The 16,516-nt window shown below is 67.7% G+C and carries 12 protein-coding genes; 5 read left to right on the plus strand and 7 right to left on the minus strand.

Annotation, left to right across the window (positions count from 1 at the left end):
- Nucleotides 1-37: 37 nt before the first annotated feature.
- The 3 genes from CLM73_RS04625 to uvrA all read right to left on the minus strand — a co-directional run bounded on the left by CLM73_RS04625 (nt 38) and on the right by uvrA (nt 7,701).
- Entirely contained in the window at nt 38-670 is a 633-nt protein-coding gene (locus tag CLM73_RS04625) for an aminotransferase class IV family protein (RefSeq protein WP_105237504.1), read from the minus strand.
- 92 nt (nt 671-762) lie between these two features.
- Nucleotides 763-1,899, minus strand: coding sequence for an aminodeoxychorismate synthase component I (locus CLM73_RS04630; RefSeq protein WP_105237505.1), 1,137 nt, complete (start codon nt 1,897-1,899; stop codon nt 763-765).
- 6 nt (nt 1,900-1,905) lie between these two features.
- Nucleotides 1,906-7,701: an excinuclease ABC subunit UvrA gene (gene uvrA, locus CLM73_RS04635; protein WP_105237506.1), complete on the minus strand. Its 5,796-nt coding sequence runs from the start codon at nt 7,699-7,701 to the stop codon at nt 1,906-1,908.
- Between the two features lie 227 nt (nt 7,702-7,928).
- Here uvrA and CLM73_RS04640 point away from each other — a divergent pair, with 227 nt between their 5' ends.
- The 4 genes from CLM73_RS04640 (at nt 7,929) to CLM73_RS29295 (ending at nt 10,689) form a co-directional block, all read left to right on the plus strand.
- Entirely contained in the window at nt 7,929-8,714 is a 786-nt protein-coding gene (locus CLM73_RS04640) for an IclR family transcriptional regulator (protein ID WP_105237507.1), read from the plus strand.
- A gap of 22 nt (nt 8,715-8,736) precedes the next feature.
- Nucleotides 8,737-9,387 (plus strand): bifunctional 4-hydroxy-2-oxoglutarate aldolase/2-dehydro-3-deoxy-phosphogluconate aldolase, encoded by a 651-nt coding sequence (locus CLM73_RS04645; RefSeq protein WP_105237508.1) that lies wholly within the window; start codon nt 8,737-8,739, stop codon nt 9,385-9,387.
- Nucleotides 9,380-10,312, plus strand: a complete 933-nt coding sequence (locus tag CLM73_RS04650) for a sugar kinase (RefSeq protein ID WP_105237509.1) — start codon at nt 9,380-9,382, stop codon at nt 10,310-10,312. Before CLM73_RS04645 ends, CLM73_RS04650 begins: the two co-directional genes overlap by 8 nt.
- Nucleotides 10,313-10,560: 248 nt before the next feature.
- Complete coding sequence (locus tag CLM73_RS29295) at nt 10,561-10,689, plus strand: hypothetical protein (RefSeq protein ID WP_006226408.1); 129 nt, start codon at nt 10,561-10,563, stop codon at nt 10,687-10,689.
- 95 nt (nt 10,690-10,784) lie between these two features.
- Here the strand turns inward: CLM73_RS29295 and CLM73_RS04655 are convergent, their stop codons facing one another.
- A complete protein-coding gene (locus CLM73_RS04655) occupies nt 10,785-11,744 on the minus strand; it encodes a LysR family transcriptional regulator (protein ID WP_105237510.1) in 960 nt (319 codons plus the stop codon).
- Between the two features lie 224 nt (nt 11,745-11,968).
- Here CLM73_RS04655 and CLM73_RS04660 point away from each other — a divergent pair, with 224 nt between their 5' ends.
- Nucleotides 11,969-12,904 (plus strand): glycosyltransferase family 2 protein, encoded by a 936-nt coding sequence (locus CLM73_RS04660; protein ID WP_105237511.1) that lies wholly within the window; start codon nt 11,969-11,971, stop codon nt 12,902-12,904.
- Here CLM73_RS04660 and CLM73_RS04665 read toward each other — a convergent pair.
- From CLM73_RS04665 to CLM73_RS04675, 3 genes are read right to left on the minus strand one after another with little or no spacing between them, the layout of a single operon-like run.
- Entirely contained in the window at nt 12,869-13,618 is a 750-nt protein-coding gene (locus CLM73_RS04665) for an ABC transporter ATP-binding protein (RefSeq protein ID WP_105237512.1), read from the minus strand. The two genes, CLM73_RS04660 and CLM73_RS04665, sit on opposite strands and share 36 nt — an antisense overlap.
- A complete protein-coding gene (locus tag CLM73_RS04670) occupies nt 13,615-15,411 on the minus strand; it encodes an ABC transporter permease subunit (RefSeq protein WP_105237513.1) in 1,797 nt (598 codons plus the stop codon). Before CLM73_RS04670 ends, CLM73_RS04665 begins: the two co-directional genes overlap by 4 nt.
- Entirely contained in the window at nt 15,408-16,448 is a 1,041-nt protein-coding gene (locus CLM73_RS04675; protein ID WP_105241384.1) for a branched-chain amino acid ABC transporter permease, read from the minus strand. Before CLM73_RS04675 ends, CLM73_RS04670 begins: the two co-directional genes overlap by 4 nt.
- Between the last annotated feature and the right edge of the window lie 68 nt (nt 16,449-16,516).

Genomic DNA, 16,516 nt, shown 5'->3' on the forward strand with positions numbered 1-16,516 from the left:
CGCGGCTTTTGCAATGCGCGTTCGCCCCGAGCGGCTGTCAGGCGTCGCAGAATGTCACGGTGAACCAGCCGCGCAGCGCGTTCGACAGCCGGATCTCGTCGGCGGCATGCAGGTCCGCCAGCGTCAGCACGCGTTCCTTCGTCTTGCCGTCGTTGAGCAGTTGCGCGCGCTGCACGCCGGGCAGGCAGCCGCTATCCACGGGCGGGGTGTACCAGACGTCGCCCATGCGCAGATAGACGTTGCTGCGGCTGCCTTCGCAGAGTTCGCCGCGCTCGTTCAGATACAGCAAGTCAAAGATGTGCGGGTGCGAGGGCAGCCATTCGATGGTCTTGGTGTACCAGGGGCGGTGCGTGGTCTTGTAGCGCAGCAGCGGTTCGGAAGACCGCAGCGCCTCGGGCGCCAGCATGACTTCCTGGTGCGCGGGCAGGGGCGGCAGCACGGCGGTCTGGATGTGACGGCTGCCGTCGCGGGCGACCAGGAGGCGCAGGCGATGCGGGCCGGCGGAGCTCAGGGACATGACGGCGACGAGGATGTCGCCCTCGACGTCGCGGCCGCCCCAGACATAGCCCAACGCCTTGCACGACGCTTCCAGGCGGTGGAGGTGGCGCGCCAGCAGGGGTACGTTGCCGGAGGCTTCAACCAGGATGGTCTCGATCAATTCGGGTTGCATGGGACTCTCCTGGAATAAGGCGGCGGGGCCTAGGCGCGGCCGTCCAGGCGGCGCCGCGCTCTATGCTACTACCGGCCGTGAGGTTTGCGCGGTCAGGCGCGCAGGATGCGGGCCTTCCAGTGGCATTCCTGCCATTCGCCGGCGGGGTCCGAATCGTAAACGATGCCGCCGCCAACGCTATAGACGCCGTGGCCGTGCTGGTCCAGGACCAGCGTGCGGATCGCGACGTTCAACGAGAAGTCGCCATCCGGGGCCAGCCAACCGATGCTGCCGCAATACAGGCCGCGCGGGGCGGTTTCCATTTGCCGGATGCGGCGCATGGCCGCGACCTTCGGCGCGCCGGTGATCGACCCGCAGGGAAAGAGGGCGTGCAGCACGTCCGACAGCGAGGCCTGCGGCGCCGTGGCCGACACGGTGGACGTCATGGTCCACACCGTGGGATAGCGTTCCAGCGAGAACAGCGCGTCCACCTTGACCGAACCGGACTCGGCCAGCCGCCCAAGGTCGTTGCGCAGCAGGTCCACGATCATCAGGTTTTCGGCGCGGTTCTTGTCGCTGGCCAGCAGCTCCTGGCCCAGGCGTTCGTCCTCGGCCGGATCCGCATGGCGCGGCGCGGTGCCTTTCATGGGCCGGGTCGTCAGCCGGGCGCCGTCGCGCCGCACGAACAGCTCGGGCGAAAACGACAGCACCGTGCGATCGCCATCCTGGATGTAGGCCGCGTGGGCGACCGGATTGCGCGCCGCGATGCGGCGATACAGCGTGGCCGGATCGCCCTGGAATCCGACGTCGAGCGGCTGCGTGAAATTGACCTGATACAGCTCGCCGTCGCGGATCAGGCCGCGGATGGCGTCGATCTGGCGCACATAGGCGGGCTCGGTCATGCGCGGCGCGGGCAGGCTGATGGACGCGGCCGGGGCGTCGGCATCCGGTGCATCCCACGGCGCTTCGTCGATCTTGTTGTCGAACAGCAGCGCGGTCAGACGGGGGCGCCCGTCGTCGCGCGGCGGCGTCCACGGCCCGGCCGGCGCGGGCCGGGTGGCCTCGGGCAGCAGCCATTCGCCCAGCTCGTAATCCAGCAGCAGGGCAATCCAGCGGCCGTCGCGCCGCGCGGCCTCGATGGCTTCCAGCGCGGGGCCTACCTCGGCGGCGGCGCGCGCCTCGATCCGGGCGCGGAACCCGGCAAGGCGCAGCGCGCGTCCGGCAAGCCGGTCTTCAAAACGGCAATCCATGGTGCGTTACCGCTGTTGTTGCGCAAGGAACTCCGTCAGGACCCGGCCGGTGTGGGAATGGTCGGCCAGCGTCATCACGTGCTCGGGCGAGCCTTCGCCAACCAGCTGCCCGCCGCCCGTGCCGCCTTCGGGACCCAGGTCCAGCAGCCAGTCGGCTTCGGCGATGACGTCCAGGTTGTGTTCGATGACCACGACCGTGTTGCCGGCTTCAACCAGGCGGTGCAGCACATGGATCAGCTTTTCGACGTCGGCCATCGACAGGCCCACCGTCGGCTCGTCCAGCACGTACAGCGTGTGCGGGATGCGCGAGGCGCGGCCGGTCTTGATCAGGCCGTCGGTCAGCCGCGCCTTGGACAGCTCGGTCACCAGCTTGATGCGCTGCGCCTCGCCGCCCGACAGCGTCGGCGACGGCTGGCCCAGCGTCAGATAACCCAGCCCCACGTCCTGCATCAATTGCAGCGGACGGTGGATCTTGGGATGGGCGGCGAAGTAGCCGATGGCGTCGTCCACTTCCATGGACAGCAGCTCGCCGGCGTTCTTGCCGCGCATCTGCACGCTGAGCGTGTCGTTGTTGAAGCGCGCGCCGTTGCAGGCGTCGCACGGCACCTTCACGTCGGGCAGGAAGTTCATCTCGATGGTGCGCATGCCCTGGCCTTCGCAGATCGGGCAGCGGCCGTCGCCGGTATTGAACGAGAAGCGCGCCGCCGTCCAGCCGCGCATGCGAGCCTCGCGGGTGTCGGCGAACTGCTTGCGCACGTCGTCCCAGAAACCCACGTAGGTTGCCGGGCACGAGCGCGGCGTCTTGCCGATGGGCGTCTGATCCACTTCCAGCACGCGGTCGATGGCTTCCCAGCCCGTGATGCTTTCGCAGCCCGCCCAGCCCGGCGCCTTGCCTTGCGAGACGGCCTGCGTCAGGTTGTCCAGCAGCACTTCGCGAGCGAGCGTGGACTTGCCGGAACCGGACACGCCGGTCACCACGCTCAGGCGGCCCACCGGGATGCGCGCGTCGACGCTGCGCAGGTTGTGCAGGCGCGCGCCGCGGATTTCGATCATGGGCGTGTCGGCCTCGACCGGACGGCGGCCTTGCAGCGGATGCGCCAGCGGCGTCTTCAGGTAGCGGCCGGTCACGGATTCGGGCGCGTCGATCACGTCCTGCACGGTGCCTTGCGCCACCACGCGGCCGCCGCGGATGCCCGCGCCCGGCCCGATGTCGATGACGTGCGAGGCGCGGCGGATGGTGTCGTCGTCGTGCTCGACCACCACCAGCGTGTTGCCGTTGCCTTCCAGCCGCGCCAGCGCGTCCAGCAGGATGCGGTTGTCGCGCGGATGCAGGCCGATGGTGGGCTCGTCCAGCACGTAGCAGACGCCCTGCAGGTTGGAGCCCAGCTGCGCGGCCAGCCGGATGCGCTGCGCCTCGCCGCCGGACAGCGTGGGCGCGGCGCGGTCCAGCGCCAGATAGTTCAGGCCGACTTCCTGCATGAAGTTCAGGCGGCCGCGAATTTCAGCCAGGATGTCGCGGGCGATCTCGCCTTCGCGGCCGCGCGCCACCAGTCCGGTGAAGAAGGTGTGCGCGTCCGACACCGGCAGCGACGCCAGTTCGGCAATCGACTTGTCGCGCCAGCGCACGGCGCGCGCCACGCGGTTCAGCCGCTGGCCGTCGCACTGCGTGCAGGTCTTGGCCTCGCCTTCGTACCACGCGTTCCAGGCGGTTTCCTCGCCGGTCTGTTCTTCGTCAAAGCCCTGCAATTGCAGGCCCGTGCCGTAGCAGCCCGTGCACCAGCCGTGCTTGGAGTTGTACGAGAACAGGCGCGGATCGGGTTCGGGGAAGCTGGTGCCGCAGGACGGGCACGCGCGTTTGACCGAGAAATGCTGCTGCTGCAATTCGCTGTTCAGCGCCTCGTGCAGCTTGTTGACCGGCCACACCACCGACATCACGCCCTGGCCGTTTTCCAGCGCGCTCTTGACGGCCGCGCGCAGGTCGGCCTCGTTGGCCGGATCCACCACCACGTCCGCCACCGGCAGTTCGATGGTGTGTTCCTTGTAGCGGTCCAGGCGCGGCCACGGCGCCACGGGAATGAATTCGCCGTCCACGCGCAGATGGGAATGGCCCTTGGAGCCGGCCCACTTGGCCAGGTCCGTGTAATAGCCCTTGCGTGCGGTGACCAGCGGCGCCAGCAGGCCGATGTGCTCGCCCTTGTGCTCGCGCAACAGGCGCGCCACGATCTGGTCGGTGTTCTGCGGTTCGACCGCGACGTTGCAGTCCGGGCAGTATTGCGTGCCCAGCTTCACGTACAGCAGCCGCAGGAAGTGATGGATTTCCGTCATCGTGGCGACAGTGGACTTGCGGCCGCCGCGGCTGGTGCGCTGTTCGATCGCCACGGTGGGCGGGATGCCGAAGATGGCGTCCACGTCCGGCTTGCCGGCCGGCTGCACGATGGCGCGCGCGTAGGCGTTCAGCGATTCCAGATAGCGGCGCTGGCCCTCGTTGAACAGGATGTCAAAGGCCAGCGTGGACTTGCCCGAGCCCGACACGCCCGTGATGACGGTGAACTTGTCGTGCGGGATCTCGACGCTGATGTTCTTCAGGTTGTGTTCGCGCGCGTTGCGGATCTCGATGGCCATGCTGCCCTGGCGGCGTTCGCGCACCAAGGATTGCAGTGGCGTGCCCACGCCCGCGCCGTACTCGGCCTGCGGTTCGGCGATGCGTGCGGTCAGGCCGGCCTGCTCGGCCTCCTGCGCGTCGGCGTCGGTGCTGACGATCACGTCTGCCTTGCCGCCCGCAATGGCATCGGCCGGCAGGATGCTGACTTCGTAGTCGCGCAGGGCCGCGCCCGTGTGCGACTTGGGGTTGTCCATCAGGTCCTGCGGCGTGCCGGTGCCGAGGACCAGGCCGCCGGCGTCGCCGCCTTCCGGACCCAGGTCGATCAGCCAGTCCGCCGCGCGGATCACGTCCAGGTTGTGTTCGATGACGAGCAGCGTGTGGCCGGCGGCCAGCAGCTTGCGGAACGCGCGCATCAGGCGCGCGACGTCGTCGAAGTGCAGGCCGGTGGTGGGCTCGTCAAACAGGAACAGGCTGCCCTTCTTGGCGACCTTGGCGGTGGAGATGCCGCTGCGCGCGGCCTCGGCCAAGTGGCCGGCCAGCTTCAGGCGCTGCGCCTCGCCGCCGGACAGGGTCGGCACGGGCTGGCCCAGCCGCACGTATTCCAGGCCCACGTCGGCCAGCGGCGCAAGACCGGTCTGCACGTCGCGCAGGCCCTTGAAGAAGTCCAGCGCCTCGCTGACGGTCATTTCCAGCACTTCGTCGATCGAGGCGCTCTTGCCCAGGTGCTCGACGCGCACTTCCAGCACTTCGGGGCGGAAGCGCTTGCCGTCGCAATCGGGGCAGCGCAGGTACACGTCGGACAGGAACTGCATTTCGACGTGTTCGAAGCCGGTGCCGCCGCAGGTCGGGCAGCGGCCGTCGCCGCCGTTGAAGCTGAACGTGCCGGCCGTGTAGGCGCGTTCGCGCGCCAGCGGGGCCTGGGCAAACAGCTTGCGGATGGCGTCGAACGCGCCGACGTAGCTGGCCGGGTTGGAGCGCGCGGTCTTGCCGATGGGGGTCTGGTCCACCATGACGACGTCGGCGATCTGCTCGGCGCCGAGCAGGCGGTCGAAGGCGCCCGGCGCTTCCGACGGCTTGCCCTTCTGCTTGAGCAGCGCGGGGTACAGCACGTCCTGCACCAGCGTGGATTTGCCGGAACCGGACACGCCGGTCACGCAGACCAGGCGGCCCAGCGGCAGCTCGACCGAGACGTTCTTCAGGTTGTGCGCGTTGACGCCTTCCAGCAGCAGGCGCGGCGTGTTGGCCGCCACCGGCATCGGACGCGGCGCTTCCACGCGCAGGCGGCCGCCGAGATAGTCGCCGGTCAGCGAGGGTGCGGCGCGCAGTTGCGCGGGCGTGCCGTCGAAGACGATGCGGCCGCCCCGTTCGCCGGGGCCGGGGCCGATGTCGATGATACGGTCCGCGGCCACCATGACCTGAGGATCATGTTCCACGACCACCAGCGTGTTGCCGGCGTTGCGCAGGCGGTGCATGACTTCGACGACGCGGTGCATGTCGCGCGGGTGCAGGCCGATGGAGGGCTCGTCCAGCACGAACAGCGTGTTCACCAGCGACGTGCCGAGCGCCGTGGTCAGGTTGATCCGCTGGACCTCGCCGCCCGACAGCGTGCGGCTCTGGCGATCCAGCGTCAGGTAGCCCAGGCCCACGTCGCACAGGAATTTCAGGCGCGCGCGCACTTCGGTCATCAGCAGATCGGTGGCGGCGTCCAGCGCGCCCGAGAACGACAGCGTGTCGAAGAATTTACGCACCCGCTCGATGGGCAGCAGCATCACGTCATGCAGGCACAGCCCGTCCAGGCCATTGAGCTGTTCGCGGCTCCAGGTGGTGCCTACCGGCATGAAGCGCTTGTAGCGGCCGTCTTCCGGCGGCAGCACGGCATCGGCTTCATCTTTGTTGCCCAGGCGCCAGAGCAGGGCGTCGGGCTTCAGACGCGCGCCGTTGCAGGTAGGGCAGGGTGTGTAGCTGCGGTACTTGGACAGCAGCACGCGCACGTGCATCTTGTAGGCCTTGGTTTCCAGCCAGTCGAAGAAGCGCTGCACGCCGTACCACTGGTGCTTCCAGGCGTCGTTGCCGCCCTTCCAGTCGGGCGTGCCGTACAGCACCCAGCGCTTGTGCTCGTCGCTCATGTCCTTCCAGGGCACGCCCAGCGGCACGCCCGCGCGCGGGGCGTACTTCTGCAGATCGTCCTGGCATTCCTTGTAGGACGGCGTGGTCCACGGCTTGATGGCGCCTTCGAGCAGGGTCTTTTTCTCGTCGGGAATGACCAGGCCGAAGTCGATGCCGATCACGCGGCCGAAGCCGCGGCAGGCCTCGCAGGCGCCCAGCGGCGAATTGAACGAGAAGCTGCTGGGCAGCGGGTCGGTGTATTCGATGTCGCAGTCGGCGCAGTGCAGCCGGTCGCTGTACTTCCAGATGTGCGCGTTGCCGCCGTCGGCGTCCATGGCGTAGACGGCGATGTGGCCGGCGCCCATGCGCAGCGCGGTGTCCAGCGCTTCCATGATGCGTTCGCGCTCGGTGCCGGCGAAGCGGAAGCGATCCTGGATGACGTGCAGGATGCGGCGTTCCTCGGTGGCGGCCTTGGCGGTCTTCGTGGCCTTGGCCTTTTTGGCGCCCTTGGCGGGGGCGGCGGCGCGGGGCACGGCGGTTTCCTCGGCGTGCACGCGGGTGTAGCCCTGCTGCTCAAGGAAGCCGCGGACTTCGTCTTCGGTGAAGTTGGCCGGCACGGCGATCGGGAACGTCACGACCAGGCGCGGGTCGCCCGCGGTGGCGGCGCGCTCGGCCAGCGAGTGATAGACGGATTCCGGCGTGTCGCGCCGCACCAGCTTGCCGCAGCCGCGGCAATAGAGCTTGGCGCCGCGCGCGAACAGCAGCTTCAGGTGATCGTTCAGTTCGGTCATCGTGCCGACCGTGCTGCGCGAGCTGCGCACCGGATTGGTCTGGTCGATGGCGATGGCCGGCAGGATGCCCTCGATGCGGTCCACCTGCGGCTTGTCCATGCGGTCCAGGAACTGGCGCGCATAGGGCGAGAAGGTTTCCACATAACGCCGCTGGCCCTCGGCGTACAGCGTGTCGAAGGCCAGCGAACTTTTACCGGACCCCGACACCCCGGTGACGACGACCAGTTCGCCGGTGGCGATGGTCAGATCCAGGTTCTTGAGATTGTTCTGGCGGGCGCCAACGATGCGGATATGGGAGCTCATGGACGGTATCGTAGCCTGACGAAGGGAGCATGCCGGCGCGGCGATCCATCGCTGGTTCCGGGCGCGTCGATATGGAATAATTGACTATATTGTGAGGCGCATGTCCATAATGTGGACAATCGGCGTCTCGGTAGCTGTACAAATAAACAGTATCGCAGATTCGTCTGATATTCGCGCTCGTCGCGTTGCGCATCTGCCTGAACCAAGTTCTTTATTTGGGGACGTGAGTGCAGGAATCCAAGGTCGCGGGCGCGGCGGCGTTCGGAAAATTCATGGCGGTGCTGCAAGCGGTGGCCGACGCGCCGCAGCCGCCGACGGCCGCCGTGCTGGCCCGCGACTGCGGTTATCCCCGTCCCACCGTCTACCGAATCCTGGCGGCGCTGGCCGAACAGGGCATGGTCATGGAATCCGGCGGTGCATATCGGCTGGGGACGCGGCTGATGTCGCTCGCCAGCAAGGCGTGGTCCCAGTTCGATCTGCGCGCCGCGCTGGCGCCCGAACTGCAGGCGCTGCGCGACCAGACCGGCGAAACCGTCCACCTGGCCGTGCCCGCCGGCCACGAAATGATCTACATCGACAAACTGGAAAGCCCCGGCCCCGTGCGCATGGTGTCGCGCGTGGGGGCGTCCGTCGCGCTGCATTCCAGTGCCGTGGGCAAGGCCTATCTGGCCGCGCTGGACGAACCGGCGCGCGAGCGCCTGCTGCACGCGCTGCCCATGCCGGCCCGGCTGCCCGCCACGCTGACCAGCCTGCCCGCGCTGCGCGAGGCGCTGGGCGCGGCGGCCCAGCAGGGATACGCTGTCGACAACGAGGAAAACGAACCCGGCATCGTCTGCTACGGCGTCGCGCTGTGCGACGGGGCAGGGCGGCCCGTCGCGGGCGTCAGCGTCAGCACCTTGCTGTTCCGGCGCCGCGGCGATCCGCAATCCGCCTATATCGAACCCTTGCTGCGGCTGCGTGACGCCGCCGCGGCCAAACTCGCCGTTCTGCCGGTATCGTCCGGCGGCGCCTGACCGTCAGCCCCAGAGGAAATCCATGACCGCAACCGCTGCTCCCACCGCCTCCAAGCTTGCCGCCCTGCTGGCCGCCCGCGTCGTGCCCGTGCTGCGTTACACCGACGCGGCTGCCGCGGCCTATGCCGCGGAAGTCGCCGTGTCCGCCGGCTGCACCACGCTGGAACTGACCTGGACCATCCCGAACGTCACCGATCTCGTGCGCGCGCTACGCGACAAGCACGGCGCCAGCCTGCTGCTGGGCGTGGGCACCGTGCTGGACGAATCGCAGGCGCGCGAGGCGCTGGTGGCGGGCGCGGACTTCCTGGTGTCGCCCGCGCTGGCCCACGAGATCGTGGACATGGCCCACGCCGCCGACGCGCTGTGCATGTTGGGCGCCTTCACCCCGACCGAGGTCCTGGCCGCGCGCCGCGCCGGCGTGGACGTGGTGAAGGTTTTCCCGGCAGACACCGGCGGCCCCAAGCACCTGGCCGCGCTGAAGTCGGTGTACCCGGACACGATCTTCTGCCCCACGGGCGGCATCACGCAGGAAAACATGGGCACGTACTTCGCGGCCGGCGCCGGCATGGTCGGCATCGGCAGCAATCTCTACGACAAGGCCGCCTTCGCGTCGCGCGACACCGCCGCGCTGGTGGCGCAGATCACCCGGACCCGCGAGGCCGCACATGGCTGATTTCGACATCGTGGCGCTGGGCGAGCCGCTGGTCGAGCTGAACCAGACGCACGAAGGCCAGCGGCAATACCTGCAGGGGTTCGGCGGCGACACCTCCAACGCGGTGATCGCGGCGGCCCGCCAAGGCGCGCGCTGCGCGTATCTGACCCGGGTCGGCAACGACGCCTTCGGCAAGCAGTTCCTGGACTTGTGGCAGGCCGAGGGCGTCGATACGTCCGGCGTAGAGGTCGACGACCACGCGCACACCGGCCTGTATTTCGTGCAGCACGGACCGGACGGCCACGCCTTCAGCTATCTGCGGCGCGGGTCGGCCGCCAGCCTGATGACGCCCGCCAGCCTGGACGCGGGGCTGATCGAACGCGCGCGGTTTCTGCACGTGTCGGGCATCAGCATGGCCATCAGCACTTCCGCCTGCGACACGGTCTTCGCCGCCATCGAGCGCGCACATGCCGCGGGCGCGCAGGTCAGCCTGGATTCGAACCTGCGGTTGCGCCTGTGGCCCGTGGACCGCGCCCGCGCGATCCTGCGCGAGGCCATGCGTGCGGCAGACGTGTTTCTGCCCAGCATGGACGACATGCAGCACCTGACCGGCAACGACGATCCCGAGCGCACGCTGGACTGGATCCGCGACGGCGGCGCGCCGGGCGTAGTGGTGCTGAAGCTGGGCAAGGACGGTTCCATCATCGACGACGGCCGCAGCCGCACGGCGATGCCCGCGCTGCGCGTGCAGGCCGTGGACGCGACCGGCGCGGGCGACTGCTTTGCCGGCAGCCTGCTGGCGCGCCGTTGCCAGGGCGATTCCTGGGAAGATGCCGTGCGCTACGCCAACGCGGCGGCGGCGTTGTCCACGCTGGGCTATGGCGCGGTCGATCCGCTGCCGCGGGCGGAGCAGGTGTGGGAACGGTTGAAGGAAACGTCGGCCTGACTGTGCGACACGGTGCGGCGATTCCCCGGTGCCGCGCACGCGCACAGGGGCCGCCGTCGGCCCATTCGTCCCTGATTGTTACCCAACGCCGGCGAGCAACGGATTAGCCCCACACACCGCCCCAAAACCGGCCCGTTGGCGTCCGATTCGGATTTCAGGCTAAAATGCCAAGTTATCCGAATTTTTTCCGCCAGTCCGGTTTCCGGTTGTGCGGGCCACTTTCCGCAAATTCAACAGGAGAAATCAACATGGCTGAACGCAAACGCGTGCGTCGTAACACCCTGGAACGTCGTTGCCTGGGCAAGGCTTTCAAGCGCTTGTTCGTCAAGTCGCCCAAGGGTGTGTTCAAGATGCTGGAAAAGATCAAGCGCGTCTAAATGATGCGTGCGGCCGGCAGGGTCTTCGGACCCGCCTGGCCTGATCGATAAAAAAACCGCAAGGCGCGAGCCCTGCGGTTTTTTTTTCGTCAGCGTCAGGCCGGCGGGGGGCCAAGCTTGGGGCGGATGAAATCCATGAACGCGCGGGTCTTGGCCGGCTGGATGCTGGACGGGTACACGACGTAGATCGAGATCGGGTCGACGGACCAGCCCGGCAGCACGCGGCGCAGCGAGTTGCGCTGGATGATCGGTTCCAGCGCCAGGCAATGCGGCATGCGCGTGATGGCCAGATCCAGGCCGGCCAGCGTGCCCGCGATGCTCATGTTGTTGGCGGCCAGATGCCCGTGTACGGCAACGCGTTGCGAGATCGCGCCGTTATTCAGCGTCCAGTACGAGTGTTCCTCGTCGATGGTTGTGCGCAGGCACTGGTGCTGGGCAAGTTCGGCGGGCGTCTGCGGGGTGCCATGGCGTTCTATGTAGCGGTCGGACGCGTACAGGTGCGTTTCCAGCGAAACCAGCTCATGCACCACGGCGCCCTCGATGGCGCGATGCGGCGTGCCGTTGCCGTTGTCGGCGGCGGCGCCCGGATAGTCGGCTTCGCGGCCGAAGCGCAGCACGATGTCGAACGGCGTGCCTTGCGCGTCGGAGGCCGTCATCATGCTCAGGTCGAATTCGCACTCCACCTCGGGATAGCGGTCGGTGAAATCGCTGATGGTCTCCGGCAGCAGCCAGATGGCCAGGCTGTACGGCATGGAGACGCGCAGATTGCCCGACGGGCCGCCCGACAGCGACAGCAGCTGTTCGTGCGCCAGCCGCGCTTCGTCGATGAGGCCCTGGCACCGGCGCATGTAGGCTGCGCCCGCGTCGGTCAGATCCAGCCGGCGCGTGTTGCGGTTGATGAGCCGCAGCCCGATCGCGCGCTCAAGCTCGTTGATCCGGCGCGACAGCGTCGACGTCGGCATGTCCAGCGCGCGCGCCGCCTGGCTGAAGCTCTTGCGCTTGGCAACCTCCACGAACAAGGCGATGTCATTGAGCTGGACGGGCGAGGCTTCCATAGGCGTTCCGAATTGGGCCGCCCGAGTTTACGCCACGATGCCCCGCAGCCAGCGTGCGGCGCCAGGCCTGGCAGCAAAAAAATAACCGAACCGTTTGTCAGATTTGATTGCAAATTCCAAAGCCGTGGAATCGGTTCCCCGGGGCATATCCCCTACACTTCAGGCGAAATCATAAGAACCAAGACCGCAGCGGTTTCTGGAAGATCGCAAGGGGCACAGCAGGCATGACCGATACACCGATGTTTTTCACCGTTCTGACGCCGACCTACAACCGGGCAGGGACCCTGCACCGCGTCTACGAATCGCTCTGCCAGCAGACTTTCCGGGATTTTGAATGGGTGGTGGTGGACGATGGCTCCACCGACAACACGCACGAGTCCATCCTGCATTGGCAGTCGCTGGCGGATTTTCCGATCCGCTATGTCTGGCAGAACAACCAGCACAAGAAGACCGCCTTCAATCGCGGCGTGCGCGAGGCGCGCGGCCAGATGATCGTGGGCCTGGACAGCGACGACGAGATGCCGCGCGACGCGCTGGCCATTTTCCATGAGGCCTGGAACGCAATTCCGCCCGCGCGCCGCGACTCGTATTTCGCCATCACCGGCCTGTGCGCGCGGCCCGACGGCACCATCGTGGGCGACCGTTATCCGCAGGACGTTTTCGACAGCACCGCCGTCGACGTGTATTTCCGCTATCGCATCAAGGGCGAGAAATTCGGCTGTATGCGCACTGACATCCTGCGCAAATATCCGTTTCCCGAGGACGTGGCGGGCTTCGTGCCCGAAAGCCTGGTGTGGTGGGCGGTCGCGCGTGCCGGATATCTGAGCCGCTTCATCAACCGCGTCGTGCGTACCTATCACGACACGCCGGGGGGGCTGAGCCAGGGCGCGGTGTCCGTCAGCAATAATGCCCAGGGCCTGTACCTGCTGGCCTGGGACATGCTGCAGCATCACCTGGAGTTCTTCCGCTACCGCCCGCGCGAATTCATGATGGCGGCGGCGCGCTACACGCGTTTTCGCCTGCACCTGAAGCATTCGGGCGTGCCGACGGCCGTGCAGGCCTACCGGCTTACCCATCCGGTCGCGACGTTTCTCGTGGCCGTCATGTACCCGCTGGGGTACGCGCTATACCGCCGCGACCGGCGGCGTGGCGTGGCCTAGCCCCAGATAGACCTCCACGACACGCGGATCCTGCGCCACCTGGGCCGCCGGCCCTTCCAGCGTGATCGCGCCGGTTTCCAGCACGTACGCGTAGTCGGCCACCTGCAGCGCGGCGCGCGCGTTCTGTTCGATCAGCAGGATGGATACGCCCATCTCGCGCAGCCGAGCGACGATGCGGAACACTTCGCGCACGATGCGCGGCGCCAGTCCCAGGCTGGGTTCGTCCAGCATCAAGAGGCGGGGCTTGGCCATCAGCGCGCGGCCCACGGCCAGCATCTGGCGCTCGCCGCCCGACAGTGTGCCGGCCAATTGCGCGCGCCGTTCCTGCAGCCGTGGGAACAGGTCATAGACCTCGGCGAGCGTCTGGTCCTGGTCGCGCAGGCCGCGGCGGTAGCGGTCGAAGGCGCCCAGCATGAGGTTGTCCTCGACCGTCATTTCGGCAAAGAGCTCGCGCTTTTCCGGCACCAGGTTCATGCCTGCCGCGACCATCTCCTCGATCTCGGCGTGTTCCTGCGCCTTGCCGCCGAAGACGATGCCGCCCTGCGACGGCAGCACGCCCATGATGGCCGACAGCAGCGTGGTCTTGCCCGCGCCGTTGGGGCCGATGACGGTGACGATCTGGCCTTCGCCCACGTCCAGGCTGACGCCCGAGACGGCCTCGACCTTGTCATAGGCCACGCGCAGGTCGCGCACTTGCAGCAGGTTCGCGCTCATTCTTCCACTCCGCCCAGATAGGCCTCAAGCACCGCGGGATTCTGCTGGATCTCGGCCGGCAGGCCTTCGGCGATCTTTTCGCCGAAGTCCATGACCACCACGCGATCCACCAGACCCATCACGAAATCCATGTCGTGTTCGACGAGCAGAATGGCCATGCCTTCGGCGCGCAGGCGCTTGAGCAGCTCGGCCAGCTCGCATTTTTCCTGGTAACGCAGGCCGGCCGCGGGTTCGTCCAGCAGCAGGATGCATGGGTCCGACGCCAGCGCGCGCGCGATCTCCAGGATGCGCTGCTGGCCAAGGGCCAGCGAGCCCGCCTCGTCATGCAGATGCTTGCCCAGTCCCACGCGCTCGACCTGACGCGCCGCTTCGGCCAGCAGCCGCGCCTCTTCGGGCCGGTCCAGCCGCCAGGCGGCCGGCAGCACGCCCCGGTGCCCGCGCAGGTGCGCGCCGATGGCCACGTTTTCCAGCACGCTCATGCGGCCCAGCAGCCGCACGTGCTGGAAAGTCCGCGACAGGCCCAGGCGCGCGATCTTGCGCGCACCCACGCCGGCCACCGGCTGGCCCAGCAGCGTGACCTGTCCCGAGGTCGGCGTGTCCACGCCCGAGATCTGATTGAACATCGTGCTCTTGCCCGCGCCATTCGGGCCGATCAGCGCCAGCACTTCGCCCGCGCGGATCTCCAGGTTCATGGCGTTGTTGGCCACCAGGCCGCCGAATTTGCGCGTCACGTCCACGGCTTTCAGCACCACCTCGCCGCGCGGCGGCATGGTGCGCCGGGGCAGCGGTTCGGCCGTCATGTCGACATGGCGCGGCTTGCGCTTGACCGGCACCCAGCGCGTCAGCACCGGCCACAGGCCGCTGCGGGCGCGGTGCAACAGCAGCACCATGCCGAAGCCGAAGACGATCACCTCAAAGTTGCCGGTCTGGCCCAGCACCTTGGGCAGAAGGTCCTGCAGCCATTGCTTGAGCACCGTGAAGACGCCCGCGCCAACGAGCGCGCCCCACACCTGCCCGGCGCCGCCGATGACGGTCATGAACAGGTATTCGATGCCCATCTGCAGGCCGAAGGGGTTGGGGTTCACGAAGCGCTGCATATGCGCGTACAGCCAGCCCGACGCGCAGGCCTGCAACGCCGCGATGACGAAGATCACCATGCGCGAGCGCGCCGTGTCCACGCCCATCGATTCCGCCATCACGCGCCCGCCCTTGAGCGCGCGGATGGCGCGGCCTTCGCGCGAGTCCAGCAGGTTCTGCGTGGACCAGATGGCGACGAGCAGGAAGGCCCAGATCAGGTAGTAGATGTTGCCGCCCTGGTTGAGTGTCCAGCCGAACAGGCTGATGGCCGGAATGTCCGGGATGCCGGTGTGGCCGCCCAGCCCTTCGACCGAGCCGAAGACGAAGTACAGAGACAGGCCCCACGCAATGGTGCCCAGCGGCAGGAAGTGACCGGACAGCTTCAGCGTGATCGCGCCCAGCAGGTAGGCCAGCGCCAGCGTCAGCGCCAGACCGGCAAGCAGCGTGAGCCAGGGCGATGCGCCCAGCCAGCCTAGCCACGACGGCAGGGTGTCCGCGCGGGTGGTGAGCAGCGCCGTGGTGTAGGCGCCCACGCCCACGAAGGCGGCCTGGCCGAAACTGGTGAGGCCGCCGACGCCGGTCAGCAGCACCAGGCCCAGCGCCACCAGCGCATACAGGCCGATGTAGTTCAGCAGCGTGACGTAAAACGGCGGCAACACCAGGGGGCCGAGCGCCAGCAGGGCCAGGAAGGCGAGGAGGATGTGGCGCGGGGTCATTCGTCTTCTTCCTCGACGTGATGGCTGTTGAGTGAACGCCAGAGCAGCACGGGGATGATCAGCGTGAACACGATGATTTCTTTGTAGGCGCTAGCCCAGAACGACGAGAAGGCTTCGATCAGGCCCACCAGCACGGCGCCCGCCGCGGCCAGCGGATAGCTCACCAGCCCGCCGATGATGGCGCCCACGAAGCCCTTCAGGCTGACCATGAAGCCCGAATCGAAATACATGGTGGTGATGGGCGCGATCAGGATGCCGGACACGGTGCCGATCAGCGCGGCCAGGAAGAACGTGGCCTTGCCTGCGAACACGGGCGAGATGCCCATCAGTCGCGCGCCGATGCGGTTGAATGCCGCGGCGCGCAGCGCCTTGCCGTACATCGAGCGTTCAAAGAACTGGTACAGCACGACGATCAGCACCACCGACACCGCCACCACCCACAGCGCCTGGCTGTTCACGTTGATCGGGCCGAGCGTCAGGCTGGCGTCGCTGAACGGCGCGGTGCGCGCGCCTTCCGCGCCAAAGGCCAGCAGGCCCAGACCGACCAGCGCCAGGTGGACCGCGATCGAGACGATCAGCAGCACCAGCGTCGAGGCCGATGCGATCGGCTGATAGAACAGGCGATAGAGCTGCGGACCCATCGGCACCAGCAACAGCAGCGTCAGCAGCGCCTGCACCGCCATCGGCAATTGGGCCAGCGGCAGGCGGTACAGCAGCAGCGCGAGCGCCAGCGGATAGATCACCTTGGCCGCCATGCGCCAGTGAGTGCGGCCGCGCGCGGGGCGCTTGCGGCGCGCCATCAGGTCGGCAATGACCTCGGCCAGCGCAAACGCAAGCAGCAGCCAGACCAGCAGGATGGGCTTGCCGGCCTGCATGGCGGCCATGGTGAGCGCGCCGAAGGCGACAAACTCGCCCTGCGGAATGAACAGGACGCGGGTGACGGTGAAGACCAGCAGGATGGACAACGCCAGGAGCGCGTAGATGGCGCCGTTGGTGATGCCGTCCTGCCCAAGTATCAAGGCAATCTGAGCATTCATGCGAAATTCCGAAAAGCTGATTTCCCCCCCGAAGCGCTGCGCGCTTTCCCCCAGGGGCATGCCTGCGG

Origin of the sequence: Achromobacter spanius (genome assembly GCF_002966795.1) — a bacterium.
Taxonomy (GTDB): domain Bacteria; phylum Pseudomonadota; class Gammaproteobacteria; order Burkholderiales; family Burkholderiaceae_B; genus Achromobacter; species Achromobacter spanius_D.